Source organism: Polaromonas sp. P1_F6, from assembly GCF_056405695.1.
In genome coordinates, this window is the sequence record NZ_JBFUBQ010000006.1 from 231,882 (window position 1) to 250,701 (window position 18,820).

Consider the following 18,820-nt stretch of genomic DNA (forward strand, 5'->3'; position numbering starts at 1 on the left):
AGGGTACCAAGGACGGACGCGGTGCCTTGATTCGCCGCCTGCGTTTCAGCCTTGGCTCACCGCCTGCTGCCGGCCGAGCGCATGGTGCAGGGCGACGCCCGCCAACGCACCGGCAGCCTGGGCAGCCACAAAGCCCGCTGCACTGGCGGGCGCGATGCCGGCAAAACTGTCTGACAACATGCGTCCCAGCACGGCGGCCGGGTTGGCAAACGAGGTGCTGGCGGTGAACCAGTACGCTGCGCCGATGTAGCAGGCGACCAGCGCCGGCGCCTTGGCCGCAGGGGCGCGCAGCACGACAAAAATCAACCCGCCCGTGGCGACCGCTTCGGCTAGCCACTGACCCCAGCTGCTGCGCAGTTTGGTACTGAACTGCAGCACGCTCATGTCAAACATGGCATGGGCCAGCCAGGCTCCGGCTACAGCGCCCAGTAGCTGGAATGCTATAAAAAGAATAGCTGCTTGCGCCCGTCTCTTATGGGTTGCAGGGCCTTTTGACCACATAACAAGGGTGACCAGCGGGTTGAAGTGCGCGCCACTGACGGGCCCGAGCAGCTCGATCAGCACGTACAGCGCCCACACGGTGGCCAGTGTGTTGGCCAGCAGGGCCACACCCATGTTGCCGCCGCTCAGGCGTTCGGCCATGATGCCCGAGCCGATGACGGCGCAGAGCAGGGCGGCGGTGCCGATGAATTCCGCCAGTGCCTGACGCGCGAGCGAGGGCGCGTCAGGGGGGCGCGGTGCCTCCGCTACGGCAGGGCTTAACAGCACGCCGCTTTTGTGCTGGAAGCTGCGCCAGCGGGCGCGGCGCAGCAGGCCTTGCCGGCGGCGGGCTTGGCTTCGCTGAACACTGGAATGCTGTCCAGCGTATGGAACTGCTCCCAGGCGATGCCTTGCGGGTCAGTCAGCCAGTATTTGTCGCTGCGGGCGTAGCAGCAGGTGGTGGGGCCTTCGTCCAGCAGCGTCATGTCGGCGCGGGTGGCACTGGCTTTCAGGGCCTGCAGCTCTTCGGGCCTGTCGACCTGAATGCCCAGATGGTCCACGCCGGGCGCACTTCCCCGGGTAGAGATGGCAAAGTTGACCGGCGGGTCGCTGAGCATCCACTTGGCATAGTCGGCCTCGGTGCGGGCAGGCTGCTGGTCAAACATGGCCGAGTAAAAGGCGATGTTCTGCTCGAGATCTTTCACGTGGACGTGGACATGGAAGCGTTTCATGGGGCTCTCCTTGGGTGGTTGTGTTGGCTTGGATCTGTGCGTGATGGAGGTGGTGGCGTGCAATCGCGTAGGGTGTTCAGCAGTTGCTGCAATCGGCCTTGGTGGCTACTTCACAAGTGCCGCCTTCGCAGCAGTGCTCTGTCAGGTAGCCCAGCAGCGCATTCATTTGCCCGAAGTTGGCGCGGTAGATCAGGTTGCGCCCGCGTGCCTCGCTGTTGACGAGGCCGGCGTGTGAGAGCTCTTTGAGATGGAAAGACAGGGCACTCGGTGCGACGCCCAGTTGTTCGGCCATCGCGCCCGGCGTCAATCCCTCAGGCCCGGCGACGACGAGGGCGCGGAACGCGCGCAGGCGCTGGGCTTGCGCCAGCGCTGCCAGGGCCTTCACGGCAGAACCTTCCTCAAGCGGGGGAAAATCAAGGTTTGGGATTAATGCTTTCATAATTCAAATATAATTGAAATATTGAATCGATGCAACCAATCCCTTTTTCAGGAGTGAACTTATGCCTTCCGCCGTCACGATTTACCACAACCCCCAATGCGGCACGTCGCGCAATGTGCTGGCGCTGATCCGCAATGCCGGCATCGAACCCGAGGTCATCGAATACCTGAAAACACCACCCACACGGGAAAAGTTGCTGGAGCTGGTCGCGCAGATGGCGGTGCCGGTGCGGGAGGTGGTCCGGCAAAAGGAGGCCGTCTACAAGGATCTGGGCCTGGACGACGCCACGCTGGCCGACGAAGCCCTGATCGACGCGATGCTGGCCCATCCCATCCTGATAAACCGGCCCATCGTCGTCACGCCGTTGGGCACGCGCCTGTGCAGGCCTTCGGAAGCCGTGCTGGACATCCTGCCCATGCCGCAGCGGGGTGCGTTCAGCAAGGAAGACGGTGAACAGGTCGTCAATGACAAAGGGGAGCGTGTGGCGGGCCGCTGAGCTTCCCAGCCTCAACGCAATGCAGTCCGGGCCGTTCGACTGCCCGGCCGGTAGCACGGTCTGTCCATGGTCATGCATAGGCGGCAATGTCGTCTTTTCGGTCATTTCCGCTGTTTAACCGGGGGAATGGGCACCTGATTTGACAAATGCTGTGCTTATAGGCCCAAGAATGCTGGTGCCCCCGCGTTTCCTCACGCATAATCGGGAGGTGCGGCTGCCATTGCATTCGCACAGGTTAGGTGATCGGTCAGTTTCGCGCGCTACGGCGGTACTTTTTAGGTTTGTTGTGCTTTCGGGACCCCATCGCTTTTGTTTTATGTATTTTTGAGGAGTCCCCATGGGCAATAAACTTTACGTCGGCAATCTGCCATACACGGTCCGCGACGAAGACCTGCAACAATCTTTCGGCCAATACGGCTCTGTCTCCAGCGCCAAAGTCATGATGGAACGTGACACCGGCCGCTCCAAAGGTTTCGGCTTTGTCGAAATGGGCAACGATGCCGAAGCACAAGCTGCAATTTCCGGCATGAACGGCCAGTCGCTCGGCGGCCGCAGCATCACCGTGAATGAAGCCCGTCCAATGGAAGCACGTCCTCCACGTAGCGGCGGCTTCGGCGGCGGCGGTGGTGGCGGCTACGGTGGCGGCGATCGTTCCGGCGGTGGCGGCTACGGCGGCGGCGGCGGTGGTGGTCGCGGCGGCTACTAAGCCCTGCAAACCCCGTCAACGGCAGAGATGCCGTTGCCAACCCGCTCTCTCGGCGTTACGTTGAGAACAGCATAAAAGGCTTCAGAACTTCGGTTTTGAGGCCTTTTTTCTTTGGGGCTGGGTAATATTTACCTGCGGGCACTTTGCCGGGCGGTCACAACGTTTGCACTTCAGTGTGCAGGGTGTTTCGTGGCCTAATGCCCCTCTATGAAGGTTCACAAGGTGCACGACGCGACCATCCTCATGCTTGGTGACAGTCCTCCACCGGGCGACTTCGATCTATGCATCTATGAGGCAGAAGACGGCGACGGATGGCAAGGCTTTGTTGCCGGGCGCGCCGGGTCAGCCAGTGCCGAATTTCGGCTTGCAAGTGCCTCGGCTACCTATGAAGCCGCACTGGCCAGCTGGATGGAGTCCAACCGGGGTCATGGCCGATGACCATCTGGACGGCATCTGGCACGACGGTGATGAGCCTCCGGCAGCATCTCCCGGCGCCACAAGCGCTGCCGATCTTGATGGCAAAAAACTTTATGGAACAGGCGGCGACAGGGCCTCGCGAAGACATCTTTCCAGGGCCTGCGTGACGCGCCGGCGGGAACTCATGCCTTTGCGCAGGATGCCGATCTCGCGGTAAAAAGTCTTTTCACCCAGGGAGATTGCGCGCACACCCGGTGGCATGGGCAGGTAGGCCTCCACCATCGGCACTAGCGCAACTCCCAGGCCTTCGGCGACAAGGTTCATCAGACCCGTGATCTCGTCAAGCTCGATGGAGTCCTGCACCGCCAGTTTGTTCTCGCGCAGGAACCGGGTCACCAGACGCCCACCGAAAGACGTGCGTTCGTAGCGCAAAAAAGGCTGCGACTGGAGCAATGCGCGCCAGTCCCGCCCTTTGATTTCCTTGCGCACGAGCAACTTGAAGGGTTCGTACATCAAGGTTTGCCAGGTCATTTCCGGCAGGATGCCGAACGGAGGCCGGATCATCACCGCCGCGTCGATCTCAGCACTGTCGAGCTGGTCCATCAGCTTCATGGACACGCCGGGGGCGATATGGACGGGCAGTTTCGGGTTTTCCTTCCTCAGTGCCGCCAGCGCACGGGGAAGCACCGAAGACTGAACAGATGCAATGGCGCCGATCCGCAAGGTGCTGGCAAGCTCGTCATCGGTGCCCGCATCGCCCAGCTTTGAGAACAGCAGAACAATCTCTTCGGCACGCGCGAGCACCCTGGCACCCTCTTCGTTGAGCACTGCGGAACGCCGTGTCCGGTCAAAGAGCGCCAGCCCGAGGGATTCTTCCAGCCGCTGGATCTGGCTGCTCACGGCGGACTGGGTCAGTCCAATCTGGCCGCCGGCGGCAGAAAAGCCTCCGTAACGCACCACCGCGATCAAGGTTTTCAATTCGGTAATCACACGGGTTTCTCGTTAATTCATCGAAATTATTGATTCTCAGATTGAATATATATCGTTTTGCAAAGTGCATCAATCGACCTAAAGTGCGGCTTCCACGACTCAAAGAGGCTTTCGATGACCCCGCAAAACGCAACCACTCCCGCCAAAGCGCTCCCGCCGTTTCATCTGGCATTCCCTGTCCACGACCTCGCCGTCGCACGCCGGTTTTACGGTGAATTACTGGGCTGCCCCGAAGGCCGCAGCTCCAGCGAATGGGTCGACTTCAACTTCTACGGCCACCAGATCGTGGCGCACCTGGCGCCCGACGAATGCGGCCACCGCCAGACCAGCGCCGTTGACGGCCACAATGTTCCCGTTCGCCACTTCGGCGCGATCCTGTCCCTCCCCGAGTGGGATGTCCTGGCGGCCCGATTGAAAGCGGCGGGCACGCAGTTCGTCATCGAACCCTACGTCCGCTTCAAGGGTGAGCCCGGTGAACAGGCCACCATGTTCTTCCTCGACCCGTCCGGAAACGCAATCGAGTTCAAAGCCTTCGCCACGCTCGACAGCCTGTTTGCCAAGTGAAGGAGGCATGATGATGAAATTGGTAGCCTGTTCGGGCATTGCCGCAGCGTTCACCCTGGCGGGAGCTGCGGCCACCGCGCAGCCAATCGACACGCTCAAGAAGATCAAGGAGACGGCAGCCGTCACCATGGGCGTCCGTGAAGCCTCCGGCGCCATGTCCTATACGCTGGGGGCCGGCGAATACACAGGGTTTCATGTGGACATCTGCAAAAGGGTGATCGCGGATATCCAGAAACAGCTGGGCCTGGCGAAGCTGGACGTGCGCTTTCAGTCTGTCACCGCGCAAAACCGGATCCCTCTGGTTCAAAACGGTACGGTAGACCTGGAGTGCGGGACAACGACGAACAACGCCGCACGCCAAAAGGATGTTGCCTTCGCACCGACGCTCTATATTGAAGAAGTCCGGGTCGCCACCAAAACCAGGACCGGAATCACCAGCCTGTCCCAGCTTGCCAACAGGACTGTGTCGGCCACATCTGGCGCCACGGCCGTTCAGCTTATCCGCAAGCACGAACGCGCGGCGGGCGTCGACTTCAAGGAGGTTTATGGCAAGGACAACAGCGAAGGTTTCCTGCTTCTTGAAAATGACCGGGCCGAAGCGTTCGTGGCGGACGGCCAGATCCTGGCCACCATGATTTCCCAGTCAAAACAGCCGAAAAACTATGTGGTGCTGAAAGAAGTCCTGAGCGTCGAGCCGATTGCCATCATGCTGCCCAAAGGGGATGCATCCTTTAAACAGGCGGTGGACGCCAGCATCGCCAGAATGGCGAAAAGCGGGGAGGTGGCGAAGCTCTATGAAAAATGGTTTGTCCAGCCGATACCGCCGAACAACACGCAGGTAGGCATGCCCGCATCGGAGCTGACCAGGGCGGCATGGGCCAACCTGAGCGACAAGCCGCTGGAAGACTACACGAAGAAGTAGTGAGGAAGAGGGCGAGGGGAGCAGCCCGCCCTGAAACGCATCGGCCCCAACATAATCGGCAGCATCGAAACGCACCGGGAAGAAATGACATGACACACTTCAAGGAAGTCGCCCTCGCACACGCCAGCCGCCTGATCAATCACGGCCCAACGGTTTTGGTGACGAGCGCGCACGGCACGGCGCGCAACGTGATGGCCGCCGCCTGGTCGATGCCCGTGGAGTTCACGCCGCCTCGCATTGCCATCGTGATCGACAAGAAAACCTATACGCGTGAACTCATCACCGCCAGCGGCGGCTTCGGCATATGCCTTCCATGCACGGCCCTGGCCGGCTTGACGCATGCGGTCGGCAGTCAGTCCGGCCGCACGGGCGACAAGTTTGCGCAATACGGCTTGAAGGCCCGCACGGGGCCGGTGCTCGGCATGCCCTTGCTGGAGGAGGGCTGCGCGGCATGGCTGGAGTGCCGCCTGATCCGCGAGCCGCATACCGAAGACGCGTACGACACCTGCTTTGCGGAGGTGGTCGCTGCCGCTGCCGATGAGCGTGTGTTCCAGCAGGGGCACTGGCGCTTCGGCGATGACAACCTCGATCTGCAGACGATTCATCATCTGGGGGGCGGGAATTTCGTCAGACCGGCGGGAATGTTTCGTGCCGGTGACGTGGCGACAAAAATACCCTGAGGCCATCGTCAATCAGGAGTTGGTTTCGCCCCACAACCTTCCCCGCACGGCATCCTGGGCCAGGCGAAGGCTTTACCATTGCGGGCATGAAAACAACCTACATCCTCGGCGCCATCCTGGCTTGCAGCATCATCGGCGCATTGGTCGGTGCCCGTTCGGTGAAAACCGGACTTCTGGTGACATCGGGACTTCTCTCTCTCTATGGCTTGTTTCGCCTGCTGGGCTGAGCGAGCCGGCACTTCCTGACCGGCGCGAGCCCATCGATTCCATGGCGACCACAAGCCGAAACCAGGGCAACCTGATCACTCGCCTCTTGCAGCGTGGCCGGGAAGAACGCATCGCCCAGGCGGCGGGCGGCCTCACGTTCACGATGGTGATGTCCATGGTGCCGATGCTGGCGGTGAGCTTCGCGCTGTTCGCGCGCACGCCAGCCTTGCACGCCACCGGTGACGCGATTCGCGAGCACCTGCTGCGCGGCCTGTTGCCGGAGGGCATCGCCAAGACGGTGCTGAAGCACCTGGCGCAGTTTGCGGGCAATGCCAATGGCCTCACGCTGGTGGGCTTTGCGCTGCTGCTGGTGTCGGCCCTGACGCTGCTGCTGAGCATGGAAAACACGCTGAACCGCATATGGCAGGTGAAGAAGTCACGCCCCGTGCTGCGCCGACTGGCTTTGTACGCAGGCATGCTGCTCACGGGGCCGGTGCTCATCGGCGCCAGCCTGTGGGCTGCGTCTTATCTGGTGGCGGCTTCCAGCGGGCTGGTGGGGGCGCGGCCCGCCTGGGTGCCGCATGCCATTAACCTGGGGCCCGCCATTCTGAGCGCCATCGGTTTCACCTGCCTGTTCCGCTTTGTACCGAACACCGTCGTGCGGTGGAGTCATGCGATCGCTGGCGGCCTGCTCGCGGGTATTGCCTTTGAGCTGGGCAAGTACGGCTTCGCGATTTACCTGGCCAACGTGCCCACCTACCGCACGATCTACGGCGCCTTTGCGCCGCTGCTGGCTTTTCTGGTGTGGGTGTATTACTCGTGGCTCGTCACGCTGGCCGCGGCGCTGGTCAGCGCCAGCCTGCCGCGTGCCGGGGCGCAACCGGCGCGTCGGTTGTCACGGGCCTGATCTGGCTTGCGTCGGCCAGGCCGTGTAGCCTCTTGCCATGGATTCTCTGATTGCCGCCTCCGCCCGTGCACTTGCCGCCGGCGATGCGCTCGGTGCCCTCAAACGCGTTGCCCTGCGCGACGACCCGCCGGCGCTGGCTCTGCGCGGCATCGCCATGGCCCAGTTGGGCGAGCACCCGCGTGCCCGCGAACTCCTTCGCCGCGCGGCCCGCGGTTTCGGTGCCCATGAAGAACTGGCGCGTGCACGCTGCGTTGTGGCAGAAGCCGAGGTGGCGATGGCCATGCGCGACTTCGCCGGCTCACCACGCGCACTTGCGGCTGTGGCAGCCACGCTGGAGGCGCACGCCGATACGGCCAACGCGCTGCAGGCGTGGCTCATCACGGCACGGCGGCTGTTGCTGCTAGGCCGGCTTGATGAGGCCGCAGCGGCGCTGGCGAAGCTGGATGCGCGCGGCCTGCCGCCTTCGCTGCGGGCCGTGGCCGAACTCACATCCGCCGAGCTGGCATTGCGATCGCTCCGCGTCGGTGAGGCGCGCATGGCGCTGGCGCGCGCGCACGCGGCGGCAGAGCGGGCGCAGGTTCCCGCGCTGATGGCCGAAGTCACTGAAGCGCGCACTGCACTTGACAGGCCCGCCGCCCGGCGCCTCACCGCCGGGGGCGAGCAGGCGCTGCGCCTCGACGAGGTCTCGGCGCTCCTGGCCTCGGACGCGCTGGTGGTCGACGCCTGCCGCCGCGGGCTGGGCGCGGGAGACCAGTGGCGGCCGCTGGCGCGCCGGCCGGTGTTGTTCTCCCTGGCGCGTTCACTCGCCGAAGCATGGCCTGGTGATGTGAGCCGCGAAGCGCTGATCGAATTCGCCTTTCGCACCAGGCGCCCCGACGAGACGCACAGGGCGCGCCTGCGGGTGGAGATCAGCCGCCTGCGCGCGCTCGTCAAAACACTCGCAAGCATCGAGGCTACCGAGCGGGGCTTCATCCTGAAGCCGCTGGCGGGGCGCGACGTGGCTGTGCTGGCACCGCCCATTGACGGCGAGCAGGCCTCGCTGGTGGCGCTGCTGTCGGACGGCGCGGCCTGGTCCACCTCGGCCCTGGCGCTGGCCGTGGGGGCAAGCCAGCGCACCGTGCAGCGGGCGCTGGCCGATCTGGAAGCCGGCGGGCGGGTGCGTTCCATCGGGCGGGCACGGGCACAGCGCTGGCTGGCGCCGCCGCTGGCGGGATTCACGACGATCTTGTTACTCCCTGCTTCGCTGCCGATTGGATAGAGTTGACTCCATGGCGCTGATTGATGGCGCGACAAGGAGCAACGATGACCCGCAAGACCCTCACCGCAAAACCCGAACCCAAGGCGCGCCCCGCCGAAATCGTGCGCGAGTACAGCTTCCCCGGTGTCAACGACGTCGCCGGTGTCACGCATGACGGCCAGCGTGTCTGGGCCGCCACCGGCGCCAGGATCGTCGCCTTCGACCCCGCCAGCGGTGAGCAGACGCGCACGCTGGAGTGCGCCGGTGACGCCGGTACCGCCTTCGACGGCAAACACCTCTACCAGATTGCTGAGACGCGTATCGACAAGATTGACCCCGCCACCGGCAAGGTGGTGGCGTCCATACCGGCGCCCGGCAGCGGCAGCGACTCGGGCCTGACCTGGGCCGAAGGCAGCCTGTGGGTGGGCCAGTACCGCGACCGCAAGATCCACCAGGTTGACCCGAAGACAGGCGCCATCCAGCGCACGATTGAATCGAACCGCTTCGTCACCGGCGTGACCTGGGTGGACGGCGAGCTCTGGCACGGCACCTGGGAGGGCGACGACAGCGAGATCCGCCGCATCGACCCGAAAAGCGGCGCCGTGATCGAACGGCTGGAAATGCCGAAGGGCACCGGCGTCAGCGGCCTGGAGTCCGACGGCGCGGACCTCTTTTATGCGGGCGGCGGCAAGAGCGGAAAAGTCCGTGCCGTGCGACGACCGAAAGCCGCGAAGGCCGCGTAGCCCGCCTGGCCGCATAACCCCATTCGGTCACCAGGACCGATAACGAGCGCACCTGTTACCAGCACGGGTCGGGCAGCGCATTGACCCACGCAACACAAACCCAAGCAAACGGCTCACCGAGCCAAGGAGAAAACCATGAAGCTTTACTACAGCCCGTCCGCCTGTTCTTTGTCGCCGCACATCGTGGCCAATGAGTTGGGCCTTGCCATCGAACTCGTGAAGGTCGACGTGGTCGCAAAACGCACCGAGCACGGCGAAGACTTTCTCGCCATCAACCCCAAAGGTCTGGTGCCTGTGCTCCAGCTGGATGACGGCAGCCTGCTGACGGAAGGCCCCGCCGTTGTGCAATACCTGGCCGACCTGAAGCCTGAGGCGAAGCTGGCGCCCGCCAGCGGCAGCATGGCGCGCTATCGCCTGCAGGAGATGCTGGGGTACATCAATTCAGAGCTGCACCAAGGCTACATGCCGCTGTTCAACCCGGCTTGCAGCGATGAGGTTCGCAGCGCACGCATGACCCATCTGCACAAACACTACCGTCTGCTGGAAACCACGCTGGGCCGCACGCCGTTCCTGCTGGGCGACCGTTTCACGGTGACCGATGCCTATTTGTTTGTGGTCACGCGCTGGGCGGAGTTCGTCAAGCTGGACCTGTCGGCCTTCCCGAACCTGCTGGCGTTCCAGGCACGCATCGCGGCCCGGCCTGCCGTGCAGACGGCGATGCGCCGTGAACAACCGGCCGTTGCCTGATCCCGACCACCTGCCTTTCATTCACTGAATCACCCACTCGTTTAACCCAGGAGAACACCATGAATACCACCGTGACCGAAACATCCCCTATGAAGCACTCCGTCGTGTCCAGAGACAAATGGCTGGCCGAGCGCAAGACGCTGCTGGCGCAGGAGAAGGAACTGACACGCCTGCGCGACCGGATCGCCGGCGAGCGCCGTGCGCTCCCCTGGGTCCGCGTCGAAAAAAACTACGTCTTCGACACGCCCGAAGGCAAGCGCTCGCTCGCCGACCTGTTTGAAGGGCGCCGCCAGCTGATGGTGCAGCACTTCATGTTCGGGCCGGGCTGGGAGCAGGGCTGCCCGAGCTGCTCTTACATGGCCGACCACACTGAAGGCATGAAGATCCACCTGGCGCACCGCGACGTGAGTTTTGTGGCCGTCTCGCGCGCAACGCTGCCTGAGATCGAGCGTTTTCGCCGCCGCATGGGCTGGGCCTTCAAGTGGGTCTCTTCAAACAGCAGCGACTTCAACTACGACTTCCACGTGAGCTTCAAGCCCGAGGAAAGGGTCAACGGCACCGTCAACTACAACTACGGCATGACCGAATTCCCGGCCGAAGAAGCGCCCGGCATCAGCCTGTTCTACAAGGACGACGCGGGCGAAGTCTTCCACACCTACTCGACCTACGGTCGCGGTGTGGAAGTGATGATGGGCACCTACAACATGCTGGACCTCACGCCCAAGGGCCGGGACGAGCATGACGGGTTTTACAAGATGGACTGGGTGCGCCACCACGACCGCTACGAAACCGCGTCCGCATTCACGCCCGCGCCCGAAGCCGATTCGTGCTGCAGCACGAAGGCCTGAGCAGTCCGCGAACGGTGCGCCCATCATGTCAAGCCTTTGGCCGTGGCTTGTGGTGGCAGGGGTCGGCGCCCTTCATGGGCTGAACCCCGCCACCGGCTGGGCGCTCGCCGCCGCGTGGGGCGTGCGCGCACGCGACCGGTCGCAGGCGCTGTGGGCGCTGCTGCCGATTGCGGCCGGGCACACCGCTTCGGTCGCGCTGGTGGCCGGCGCGGTGGCAGGGGGCCTGACGCTGGATCGCTTCACGCTGCAGGTCCTGGCAGGCGGCCTGCTGGCCGCCTTCGCCGTGGTTCACCTGTCGGGCCGCGCACCCAGGGCGGCGCGCGCACCAGCGGGGCACGCCGGGCTGGCGCTCTGGTCTTTCATGATGTCCACCGCGCACGGCGCCGGCTTGATGCTGGTGCCGGCCCTGATCCCGTTGTGCGCAGGGGAGGCGCGGGCTGCGGAGCTGGCAGGGTCAGGACCGCTGGCGCTGGCCCTCGCGGCGGTAGGCGTTCATACCGCCGCGATGCTTGCCGTCACCGGCTTGGTTGCCACCGGGGTTTGCCGTGGTCTGGATGCCGGTGCCCGTGTGATCAACGCTCGAATGCGGGTACGGCCTCCGGCGCAGCGCTGATGGTGATGTGGCTGCGCGAAGCGCTGGCCAGGCTCCGCAGGCTGCCATGGCCGAGGTAGTTGCTGCTTCCACTGTCTGGGTGCTGTTTGATTTGCTATATTTTCTATAGCTGCTTGCGCAGATCCCTATTGGGCTTGAGCGCGATTTGATGCCCGAAACAGGCAAAAAAACAGCAGTTTTTGAGCATTTCGATGTTTTTTCCTCTGCCTAAGCGCCTTTTTGGGTGCCTTGAGGGCCCGTTTTTAGGGGTAATTTAGCCCTTCGAGGCAATATGGATGGGCGCGAGCAGCTATCAAAACAATAGCGATTTCGCCGCGCCGTGCGCAGCCATTTCGACCGCCTGCAGCTGGAACACACCCGGCGGGGCTATTTCCTGGCCGCATTCCGCTTGCGGGTGGCTGCGGCTTTTTTGGCGGAGGCTGACCGCTCTTGCGCCGTGCGGGAAGCTGCGGCTGCGCCGCCAAGGCGCCCACCCTTGCGGGACGGCGCATGGTTTTCTGCCTTGCCGCGGCCCGATCCGGACTTCTTGCCGCCGCCGGTCTCCTTGTTGACGGTGGCCCAGGCCCGGCGCTCGGCTTCTTCCTTGCCTACGCCGCGGTCTTCGTAGCCTTCTTCAATGTGTTCAGCCTGGCGCTTTTGCTTGTCGGTGTAGGCAGATTTGTCGCCTCTGGGCATGTTGGTTCTCCTTAGCTGGATTTTCTTTGCCGTGATCGCTGCGATGGCGAGAGCTTGAAAATACTGCACCGGGGCAGGGCGCTTCGCGCGCGGCATTCCCGAAAAAAGGTCGGTGATCTCCTACGCGGCGCAGGCGCTTCGCTGCCGATCTCAATCTTCCGCCGAAGGCGTGGCGTTCAGTTCATCCATCAGCCACTGCACAAACTGCTGCGTCTCCGGGGCGGCATTGGGCGCAAGGCCAAAATAGTGGCGACCCAGCGCCATCCGCAATTCCGGCAAAGGGCTCATCAACCGCCCCGCCGCCATGTCATGGGTAATTTGCGATACCGGCGCCAAGGCAAAACCCAGCCCGTCGACGGCGGCCTGAAGCACAAAGTGCAAATGGTCAAATTGCAGGCAACTGGCTGGATTGAGCTCTGGTGCGTTCACCTGCTTTTTCCAGTTTTCCCAATCATGGTTGCGCGATTTGGATAGCAGCAGGACATGGGACGCCAAAGAGTGCGGGCCGGTGACGGGGCGGCTGGCAAACAGTGCAGGCGACCCCACAACAAGAACTTCGTCTTCCAGAAATGGATGAATCTGCATCGCCGGCGGCCACCCCTTGGTGCTCCGCCGGATGGCCAGATCGAATTCATCCACCGCTTTGTCCGGCGGCAAGGTGCTGGTCATCACCTGCGGTTCGATGTCTGGGTGCTTTGCCACGAACGCTGACAACCTGGGAATCAGCCAGCGCACCGCGAACGTGGGCCGGACGTTGATCTTGACGGCGCGCAATGGTGTACCACCCCTGAGTGATTCGGCGGCTGCGCCAATCTGCCCGAGTGCGGGCCCCACCTGCGTATGGAACTGATGGCCGGCTGCCGTCAGAAGAACTTGCCGGGTTTTCCGCTCGAACAGGTCCACGCCAAGATAGGTTTCCAGCGCCTTGATCTGGCGGCTGATGGCACCGTGCGTCACATGTAATTCCAGGGCGGCCCGGCTGAAACTCTGATGGCGCGCCGCCGCAGCGAAAGCGCGGACCGCGTTCAACGGAGGCAGGCGAGGCAACATGTGTGCAATTTTCTCACACGTGCCGCGCACTAATATCGTTTGTCGGGAGAGGCGGCCCTGCGCACCATACAAGCCATGCAACAGATCACGGCTTCTACTTCCGACCGCAACTCGCGCCAAGCCGCCATGGTGCTCGGGCTGTCACTTCCGGGGGACACGGTGCTCTACCTGCTCCTGCCGATGTTCGCTCCTGCGTTTGGCGTCACCTTGCCCGAAGCGGGCATTCTCCTGGCCGCTAACCGCTTGGTGCGCATTGCGGGCTACGCAGCGGTGGCAAGGTTTTACGCCCGCAACGGCGAACGGCTCACCTGCTCACTGGCGGCGCTAGCGGCCGCGGTGTGCGCGCTGGGTTACGCGATGCTGACCGGGTTCGTCGCCCTGTTGTTCTTGCGGCTCTTGTGGGGCCTGGCCTTCGCAGCCCTGAACCTGGCCACCCAGGCATTGGCCACCGCCGAACCGGCGGGCGCTGCGCGTCGGGCAGGGCGATCCCGCGCATTCACGGCACTGGGGCCCATGCTTGCCCTTCCTTTGGGCGGCGTGTGTGCGCTTTGGTTTGGCCCTAAAGTTATTTTTTTCCTGTTCGCGGCTGTTGCGTTGAGTGCCTTGCTGGTCGCACGGCAGCTGCCAACCGCCGCACATGCCGAGCCGGCACCACGAAAAACAGGAATCAGGCTCCCGGGCGGGCTGGACATCTTTTCCTTCACGGAAGGCCTGGTGCTGGACGGCCTGTTCATCATCGGCCTGTCTTATCTGGGCCGTGACCTGTTGCCCGGCAACCCGGTCATCGTGGCGGGGCTTCTGCTGTCGGTCCGTTACCTGGCGGAAATTGTCTTGAGTTCTGCCGGCGGATACATGGCTGAAAAGCATGGCGTCGAAGTTCTTATGGTGACCTTCTCCGTGCTCACTTCTGTTGCCCTGGTGGGCTTTGGTTTCGGCTGGCTGTGGACTTGCGCACTTGCCATCGTGGTTTTACGTGCCTTGCTGTTGCCGCTGCTGCCGCCGCTGGTTGCACTGCGCACGCCGGGACCCGGACGCATACAAGCCCTCGCCACACGCTCGGTCTGGCGCGACATGGGCGCCGGCGCAGGTCCGGTGCTGGCCGGCCTGTTGTTGCCCATCGTGCCCTCCGCATGGATTTACGGCGTTGCTGCACTTCTTCTTTCGGCCACCGCCATGGCCTGCCTGAGGCAGCGCAGCGACTGAGCGCGAATCCGATGCCACTCTCTTCATTCTCTCGTTTCTTTTGGAGATTTTCACTTGGACATTCACCACACACTCATCAATTGCGCCGGGGGCACGGTCGCGTTACCCGTCAGCCCGATGAACCATCGAAGCGATGGCGGACATTTGCTGGTCAATCCGCCCCGGCCGGTGTGGGAAAGAAGTGAATTGACGCCCAATGAACTGGCGCTATGGGGCTGCCTGGTCGCAGCCACCGCAAGAGCCATGCTGGAAACACTGCCCCAACTCGCCGGAGGGTGCCTGAACTACTGGGAGGCAGGTAACAACGCGCTCAACGAACTGGCGCATCCACCCGGACCGAAAACCCCTCAACTTCACCGGAAAATGCATCTCCACATTTTTGGGAGAAGCCCGACAGCGAGTCACCCCGATTGGCAATGGGGCGAACCTCCGCAGTTTCCAAAATTTGCTTCATCCAAAGCCTGGGCGGCCCAGTTCAGCCGTCTGGAGGCGGACGAATGCGAGGCCATAACAAAGAGGCTCGAAGTGCTGTTGGCAACGAGGTACGCGACAGGCTCCTAACTGCGTTGCGCAGGCGGCCGTCCACCCGGTCGATTTACCGCTGTTTGGATCGATTGCCGATGGCAACTACTCGTCGCTTTACAGGGACGACGATTTCTGTTTTAGCCAATCCAGGGATGTCCGATTTGTCATCTCTGGCATGTCCGTTCTCTTTTGCCGTTTGTCCGTACTCATGCGCCGGCACGGTGGTGAGGTTGCAAGGCCAGGGCAGGGCTGCGCCTTGCCGTGGAGGGATTGCCGAAAAAAACGGTCTCCTGAGCCATCGAGGCGGCCGATGCGTGCCCGCCACACGACGCGAATTTCTTCCCGTGTCACACAACTGCCATTGAACTGACACGAACGCGTCACCCCCGGCTCCCAGAATCACGCCATGACCAGCATGACGGAGCACCCGATGAATGACGGACAGGCGCAGGGCCCCAGCCGCACCCTGAGCAGCGGCATCCAGGACTTCAACAAGCAGTGCCTGCGCATCCTGCGCTGCACCGCGCAAGCCTTGGCCAACAGCCCGGGCGGCTTGCGCTTCAAGGCGGGCACCCGGCCCTGGCTTGAGGGTCTTTCGAACGCGCGGCCGATGCTGGCCGCCGGTTTGGGGCGACGTGACAAGGTGGTTTCGCTGACCGCCGGTGATTGAGAGTCAAAGCCCCTTTTTTGGGGCTTTTTTACAGCGCGATTTGAAGTTGCTGAATTGCCGAGTTGATGAGTTGCCGAAGTTGTTGAGACACCAGGAAACAAGGAGTTAGCCATGAAAGAACTGCCCAATCCCACCTTTGCATTGTCGCCAGTCGCAATGCCACGGGGGTCACTTCATCAAAGCGGTCATGCTGTCATTCCCGCCGTTGTTCAAAGGCCTGCCGTGGGGAAAATCACGGTCAGCTGGGCCCGGCACCAGGACGAGGTCCGGCAGGCGCAGCGCCTGAGGTACCAGGTTTTTGCGCTCGAGATGGGTGCCAACCTTTCCAAGGTGCTGCCCGGCCACGACGTCGACCTGTTTGACGACTATTGCGAACACCTGCTGGTGCGTGATGCCGACAGCCAGGAAGTCATAGGCACCTACCGCGTGCTGACGCCGACCCAGGCAAAGCGCGTGGGCAGTACCTACAGCGACACCGAGTTCGACCTCACTCGCCTGCGCTCCCTGCGTGAGCGCATGGTCGAGCTGGGCCGCAGCTGCGTGCATGCCGACCACCGCCACGGCGGCGTCATCCTGGCGCTGTGGGGTGCGCTGGCTGAATTCATGGCGCGCAACCAGCTGGACACGATGATCGGCTGCGCCAGCATTCCGATGCAGCACAACGGCGTGTCGAGTGGGCACGCGGCCGCCAGCATCTGGCGCCAGGTGCGCCAAACGCATCTGGCGCCCATTGAATACCGCGTGACGCCGCGCCTGGCGCTGCCGGTGGAAAAACTGGACGACACGCTGGACGTGGAGCCGCCCGCACTGATCAAGGGCTACCTGCGCCTGGGCGCGAAAGTGCTGGGCGCACCGGCCTGGGACCCGGACTTCAACTCGGCCGACCTGCCGATGATGATGCGCATCGCCGACCTGCCACCGCGCTACCTCAAGCATTTTTCCGGCAAGCCTGTGTCGGGCAGCCCTTCGGAGGCCTGATGCGCAGCATGTTTGACGCCATGGGCGCGCTGGGCAATGGCTTCAGCGGGAACAGCGACGACCATGATGACGACGACTCGCTGCGCAAGCGCTATCGCACCATCTTTATTTCCGACATCCACTTGGGCACGCCCGGGTGCCAGGCGGTCGCGCTGCTGGATTTTTTGAAGGCCCACCCGAGCGACAACCTGTACCTCGTGGGCGACATCGTCGACGGCTGGCAGCTGCGCCGGCGCTGGTACTGGCCGCAGTCGCACAATGACGTGGTGCAAAAACTGCTGCGCCGCGCCCGCAAAGGCTGCCGCGTGGTTTATGTACCGGGCAACCATGATGAGTTTGCGCGTGAATTTATTGGCAACCAGTTCGGCGGTATCGAGGTGATCGATGAAGCCGTGCATACCACCGCCGACGGCCGGCAGCTGTGGATCATCCACGGCGATTACTTCGACGCGGTGGTGCAGTGCGCCAAGTGGCTGGCGTACGTGGGCGACAACCTCTATGAATTCACACTCAAACTCAACCGCCACCTCAACAGCCTGCGCGCCCGCCTGGGCCTGCCGTACTGGTCGCTGTCGGCCTACTTGAAGCAAAAGGTCAAGAGCGCGCTCAATTACGTCACCGACTTTGAAGAGGCCGTGGCCAATGAAGCCCGCCGCCGCGGCCACCAGGGCGTGGTTTGCGGGCACATCCACCGGGCCGAGATGCGCGACATCAACGGCGTGCTGTACTGCAACGACGGCGACTGGGTGGAAAGCCGCACTGCGCTGGTGGAAAACTTCGACGGCTCGCTCGAACTGGTGCACTGGGCACCGGCGCACGAAACACAAGGCCGTGGCCACATGGCTTCCACGGTGACAGCATGAGAGTCGCTCTGGTCACGGATGCTTGGCAACCGCAGGTCAATGGTGTCGTCACGACCCTGGTAGAACTGGTGCGCGAGCTTCAGGAATTGGGCCACCAGGTGGAAGTGATCCAGCCTGGCCTTTTCAAGACGCGGCCTTGCCCGGGTTATGCCGGCATTGACCTGGCGGTGCGCCCAAAGCGTGGTTTGACCGAAAAGCTCGATGCCTTTGCGCCCGAGGCCATTCACATTGCCACCGAAGGCCCGCTGGGCTGGGCTGCGCGCAGCTACTGCCTCAAGCGCGGCCTGAAGTTCACCACCGCGTTTCACACCAAGTTCCCCGAGATCCTTCATGCGGCATTGAAGATTCCGCTGTCCTGGGGTTATGCGCTGTTCCGCCATTTCCACAGGCCCTCGTCGGGTGTGATGGTGCCTACCCACGGCGTGTTGCGCATGCTGGAGCAGCGGGGCTTTCAGAACCTGCGCAGCTGGACGCACGGCGTGGACACGGAGCTTTTCGGCTTTGAGCCGCAAGCGCGGCTGTACCCGCCCATGGGGACGGTGGTGCGGCCGGTGTCGCTGTTTGTGGGCCGGGTGTCGTATGAGAAAAACATCGAGGCTTTCCTCAAGCTGGACATTCCGGGGACCAAGGTGGTCTGCGGGGTAGGGCCCCTGGAGGCGACACTCAAGGAGCGTTATCCGCAGGTCCGCTGGATGGGCGTTCTGCCCCGAGATGAGCTGGCCAAGGTTTATGCCGCCGCCGATGTGTTCGCCTTTCCCAGCCGGTCAGAAACTTTTGGTCTGGTGATGCTCGAAGCCATGGCAGTCGGCACACCGGTGGCGGCCTACCCGGTCGATGGCCCGCTGGAAGTGCTTGGAAAGCCCGATGGAAGTTGTCACGGCGGTGTCATGCATGAAGATTTGCAACAGGCCTGTTACAGCGCTTTGGCTGTGCCGCGCCATGAAGCCCGTTTGCGTGCGCTGGACTTCAGCTGGGCCCATGCGGCGCAGCTTTTCGAGTCTTTCCTCGTAACTGCCGGGAAGAACAGCGCTCAGGCCAACCCCGGCAATAACAGGGGCAGTGCTTGCGTACCCCTTCAGGCGGGTGCACCATCAGTCAAAAGTACTGTCACGCCATTGTCATGAAACAC

25 protein-coding genes are annotated in these 18,820 nt (G+C 63.0%); 19 read left to right on the plus strand and 6 right to left on the minus strand.

Annotated elements, in window-relative coordinates; all coding sequences use genetic code 11:
- Positions 1 to 45: 45 nt before the first annotated feature.
- The 3 genes from AC1DY9_RS17815 to AC1DY9_RS17825 all read right to left on the minus strand — a co-directional run bounded on the left by AC1DY9_RS17815 (position 46) and on the right by AC1DY9_RS17825 (position 1,650).
- Positions 46 to 768, minus strand: coding sequence for an aquaporin (locus tag AC1DY9_RS17815; RefSeq protein WP_457278695.1), 723 nt, complete (start codon positions 766 to 768; stop codon positions 46 to 48).
- Complete coding sequence (locus AC1DY9_RS17820; protein ID WP_477667202.1) at positions 759 to 1,211, minus strand: ArsI/CadI family heavy metal resistance metalloenzyme; 453 nt, start codon at positions 1,209 to 1,211, stop codon at positions 759 to 761. Before AC1DY9_RS17820 ends, AC1DY9_RS17815 begins: the two co-directional genes overlap by 10 nt.
- A 76-nt stretch (positions 1,212 to 1,287) precedes the next feature.
- On the minus strand, positions 1,288 to 1,650 hold the full coding sequence (locus tag AC1DY9_RS17825) for an ArsR/SmtB family transcription factor (protein WP_477667203.1): 363 nt from the start codon (positions 1,648 to 1,650) through the stop codon (positions 1,288 to 1,290).
- A 61-nt stretch (positions 1,651 to 1,711) separates the two neighbouring features.
- Here AC1DY9_RS17825 and arsC point away from each other — a divergent pair, with 61 nt between their 5' ends.
- The 3 genes from arsC to AC1DY9_RS17840 all read left to right on the plus strand — a co-directional run bounded on the left by arsC (position 1,712) and on the right by AC1DY9_RS17840 (position 3,290).
- Entirely contained in the window at positions 1,712 to 2,146 is a 435-nt protein-coding gene (arsC, locus tag AC1DY9_RS17830) for an arsenate reductase (glutaredoxin) (protein WP_477667204.1), read from the plus strand.
- 337 nt (positions 2,147 to 2,483) lie between these two features.
- Positions 2,484 to 2,852, plus strand: a complete 369-nt coding sequence (locus AC1DY9_RS17835; RefSeq protein ID WP_457278691.1) for an RNA recognition motif domain-containing protein — start codon at positions 2,484 to 2,486, stop codon at positions 2,850 to 2,852.
- Positions 2,853 to 3,059: 207 nt separating this feature from the next.
- The gene (locus AC1DY9_RS17840) at positions 3,060 to 3,290 is read left to right on the plus strand and encodes a hypothetical protein (RefSeq protein ID WP_457278690.1); all 231 of its coding nucleotides are present in this window, start codon (positions 3,060 to 3,062) and stop codon (positions 3,288 to 3,290) included.
- A gap of 90 nt (positions 3,291 to 3,380) precedes the next feature.
- Here AC1DY9_RS17840 and AC1DY9_RS17845 read toward each other — a convergent pair whose 3' ends face one another.
- Positions 3,381 to 4,259, minus strand: a complete 879-nt coding sequence (locus tag AC1DY9_RS17845; protein ID WP_477667205.1) for a LysR family transcriptional regulator — start codon at positions 4,257 to 4,259, stop codon at positions 3,381 to 3,383.
- A 114-nt stretch (positions 4,260 to 4,373) separates the two neighbouring features.
- Here AC1DY9_RS17845 and AC1DY9_RS17850 point away from each other — a divergent pair, with 114 nt between their 5' ends.
- From AC1DY9_RS17850 to AC1DY9_RS17895, 10 genes are all read left to right on the plus strand, one after another.
- Positions 4,374 to 4,823 carry a VOC family protein gene (locus tag AC1DY9_RS17850; RefSeq protein ID WP_457278688.1) on the plus strand — a complete coding sequence of 150 codons (450 nt, stop codon included), beginning with the start codon at positions 4,374 to 4,376 and terminating at the stop codon, positions 4,821 to 4,823.
- Between the two features lie 7 nt (positions 4,824 to 4,830).
- Positions 4,831 to 5,745 (plus strand): amino acid ABC transporter substrate-binding protein, encoded by a 915-nt coding sequence (locus tag AC1DY9_RS17855; protein ID WP_477667206.1) that lies wholly within the window; start codon positions 4,831 to 4,833, stop codon positions 5,743 to 5,745.
- Between the two features lie 89 nt (positions 5,746 to 5,834).
- Positions 5,835 to 6,425, plus strand: a complete 591-nt coding sequence (locus AC1DY9_RS17860; RefSeq protein WP_457278687.1) for a flavin reductase family protein — start codon at positions 5,835 to 5,837, stop codon at positions 6,423 to 6,425.
- Between the two features lie 86 nt (positions 6,426 to 6,511).
- The gene (locus AC1DY9_RS17865; protein ID WP_457278686.1) at positions 6,512 to 6,652 is read left to right on the plus strand and encodes a hypothetical protein; all 141 of its coding nucleotides are present in this window, start codon (positions 6,512 to 6,514) and stop codon (positions 6,650 to 6,652) included.
- Positions 6,653 to 6,693: 41 nt separating this feature from the next.
- A complete protein-coding gene (locus AC1DY9_RS17870) occupies positions 6,694 to 7,539 on the plus strand; it encodes a YhjD/YihY/BrkB family envelope integrity protein (protein WP_457278685.1) in 846 nt (281 codons plus the stop codon).
- A gap of 37 nt (positions 7,540 to 7,576) precedes the next feature.
- The gene (locus AC1DY9_RS17875) at positions 7,577 to 8,797 is read left to right on the plus strand and encodes a helix-turn-helix domain-containing protein (protein WP_477667207.1); all 1,221 of its coding nucleotides are present in this window, start codon (positions 7,577 to 7,579) and stop codon (positions 8,795 to 8,797) included.
- A gap of 44 nt (positions 8,798 to 8,841) precedes the next feature.
- Entirely contained in the window at positions 8,842 to 9,519 is a 678-nt protein-coding gene (locus AC1DY9_RS17880; protein WP_457278683.1) for a Vgb family protein, read from the plus strand.
- A gap of 135 nt (positions 9,520 to 9,654) precedes the next feature.
- Positions 9,655 to 10,266, plus strand: a complete 612-nt coding sequence (gene gstA, locus AC1DY9_RS17885) for a glutathione transferase GstA (protein WP_477667208.1) — start codon at positions 9,655 to 9,657, stop codon at positions 10,264 to 10,266.
- Between the two features lie 59 nt (positions 10,267 to 10,325).
- Positions 10,326 to 11,114: a DUF899 domain-containing protein gene (locus tag AC1DY9_RS17890; protein WP_457278681.1), complete on the plus strand. Its 789-nt coding sequence runs from the start codon at positions 10,326 to 10,328 to the stop codon at positions 11,112 to 11,114.
- 25 nt (positions 11,115 to 11,139) lie between these two features.
- Entirely contained in the window at positions 11,140 to 11,727 is a 588-nt protein-coding gene (locus AC1DY9_RS17895) for a hypothetical protein (protein ID WP_477667209.1), read from the plus strand.
- 366 nt (positions 11,728 to 12,093) lie between these two features.
- On the opposite strand, the gene AC1DY9_RS17900 is transcribed toward AC1DY9_RS17895, so the two are convergent.
- On the minus strand, positions 12,094 to 12,402 hold the full coding sequence (locus AC1DY9_RS17900; protein ID WP_477667210.1) for a plasmid stabilization protein: 309 nt from the start codon (positions 12,400 to 12,402) through the stop codon (positions 12,094 to 12,096).
- Between the two features lie 150 nt (positions 12,403 to 12,552).
- Entirely contained in the window at positions 12,553 to 13,452 is a 900-nt protein-coding gene (locus AC1DY9_RS17905; protein ID WP_457278678.1) for a LysR substrate-binding domain-containing protein, read from the minus strand.
- Positions 13,453 to 13,527: 75 nt separating this feature from the next.
- Between AC1DY9_RS17905 and AC1DY9_RS17910 the strand changes: the two genes are divergently transcribed.
- From AC1DY9_RS17910 to AC1DY9_RS17935, 6 genes are all read left to right on the plus strand, one after another.
- A complete protein-coding gene (locus AC1DY9_RS17910; RefSeq protein WP_477667211.1) occupies positions 13,528 to 14,655 on the plus strand; it encodes an MFS transporter in 1,128 nt (375 codons plus the stop codon).
- Positions 14,656 to 14,709: 54 nt separating this feature from the next.
- Positions 14,710 to 15,216, plus strand: coding sequence for a hypothetical protein (locus AC1DY9_RS17915; RefSeq protein WP_477667212.1), 507 nt, complete (start codon positions 14,710 to 14,712; stop codon positions 15,214 to 15,216).
- 370 nt (positions 15,217 to 15,586) lie between these two features.
- Positions 15,587 to 15,850, plus strand: coding sequence for a hypothetical protein (locus AC1DY9_RS17920; protein WP_477667213.1), 264 nt, complete (start codon positions 15,587 to 15,589; stop codon positions 15,848 to 15,850).
- Positions 15,851 to 15,961: 111 nt separating this feature from the next.
- Complete coding sequence (locus AC1DY9_RS17925) at positions 15,962 to 16,828, plus strand: GNAT family N-acetyltransferase (protein WP_477667214.1); 867 nt, start codon at positions 15,962 to 15,964, stop codon at positions 16,826 to 16,828.
- Positions 16,828 to 17,691 carry a UDP-2,3-diacylglucosamine diphosphatase gene (locus AC1DY9_RS17930; protein WP_477667215.1) on the plus strand — a complete coding sequence of 288 codons (864 nt, stop codon included), beginning with the start codon at positions 16,828 to 16,830 and terminating at the stop codon, positions 17,689 to 17,691. The genes AC1DY9_RS17925 and AC1DY9_RS17930 overlap by 1 nt, the downstream gene beginning before the upstream one ends.
- Positions 17,688 to 18,815: a glycosyltransferase family 4 protein gene (locus tag AC1DY9_RS17935; RefSeq protein WP_477667216.1), complete on the plus strand. Its 1,128-nt coding sequence runs from the start codon at positions 17,688 to 17,690 to the stop codon at positions 18,813 to 18,815. Before AC1DY9_RS17930 ends, AC1DY9_RS17935 begins: the two co-directional genes overlap by 4 nt.
- The last annotated feature ends 5 nt before the right edge of the window (positions 18,816 to 18,820 follow it).